1 pseudogene is annotated in these 1,288 nt (G+C 61.8%); it reads left to right on the top strand.

Annotated elements, in window-relative coordinates:
- Window positions 1-1,288 (top strand): annotated as a pseudogene (locus NTD89_RS07240) (type IV secretion protein Rhs); the annotation flags it as partial.

Here is a 1,288-nt window from a genome sequence, read left to right as displayed (position 1 = left end):
GCGCATGGTTGAGCATCAATTGCCCACCGGGTTGCGCTGTTTCTATGAGTGGGCACTGGTTGAAGGCCTGGAATGGCGCGTGGTCCGGCACTGGACCGATGAGGGCGACGCCTACCAGTTCGACTACGACTTGCAGGCGGGCCTGACCCGCATCACCGACGGTTTGCAACGCGTCAGCACTCGGCACTGGAACACTCAGTACCAGATCATTCAGTACAGCGACAACCTCGGCCAGACTTGGCTGTTCGAATGGAACGACGAACGCCAGTTACTCAGCGCCACCGACCCGCAAGGCGGTCGCTATGAGTACAGCTACGATGAGAGCGGCAACCTGATCGGCGAAACCGACCCGCTCGGGCGCAGCGACTCCACCTTATGGCTGGAGCACTGGGCGTTACCGCTGGTGGAAACCGACGCCGCCGACAACAGTTGGCAGTATCGCTATGACCCGCGCGGCAACTGCATCGCCGAGACCGATCCGCTGGGTTACATCACCCGCTATCGTTATGACGCCCACGGCCAGGTCGTGGAAATCATCGACGCCACCGGCAAAAGCAAACAACTGCGCTGGAACCCGTTCGGGCAACTGGTCGAGCATATTGATTGCTCGGGCTACCCAACGCGCTTCAGCTACGACGAGCGCGGTTATTTGCAGCTCATCACCGATGCCCTCGGTGAGCGTACCCAATTCAGCTACGACGCCCAGGGCCGATTGCTCAGCAGCCAACTGCCGGATGGCCGCACCGAACATTTCCAGCGCGATGCCAGCGGGCAGTTGGTGGGCTACACCGATCCCGCCGGGCACACCACGCTCTATCAACACAACCGGCGAGGCCAGGTACGCCAGCGCACCGATGCCCATGGTCGCCAGGTGCAGTTCGGCTACGACAGCTACGGGCGTCTGCAAGCGTTGGTCAATGAAAACGGTGAAAGCTATCGGTTTGCGTGGGATGCCGGCGATCGGCTGGCGGAACAGCAAGACCTCGACGGCAGCGCCAAGCGCTACGACTACGACCGGCTGGACAACATCACAGCGGTGACTGCCGTTCCAGCGCCTTATGGCAATGGCTTGGCGGTGGTCCCCGAAACGCCGCCAGCGCCCATCGTTCATCGGCTGGAGCGTGATGCGGTCGGCCGACTGGTCGCCAAGACCACCGACGATGGCCGCACTGAGTACAGCTACGATGCGGTGGATCAGCTCACGGCGGTCACCTTCACTGATCTGCAAGGCAATGCCCAGGCGTTGGGTTTCGCCTACGACGCTGTCGGCCAGTTGCTTGCCGAACAA

The organism is Pseudomonas sp. 14P_5.3_Bac1 (assembly GCF_025466135.1).
GTDB lineage: Bacteria > Pseudomonadota > Gammaproteobacteria > Pseudomonadales > Pseudomonadaceae > Aquipseudomonas.
The sequence above is the reverse complement of the archived record's forward strand: the minus strand, read 5'-3'. Positions and strand labels throughout refer to the sequence as shown.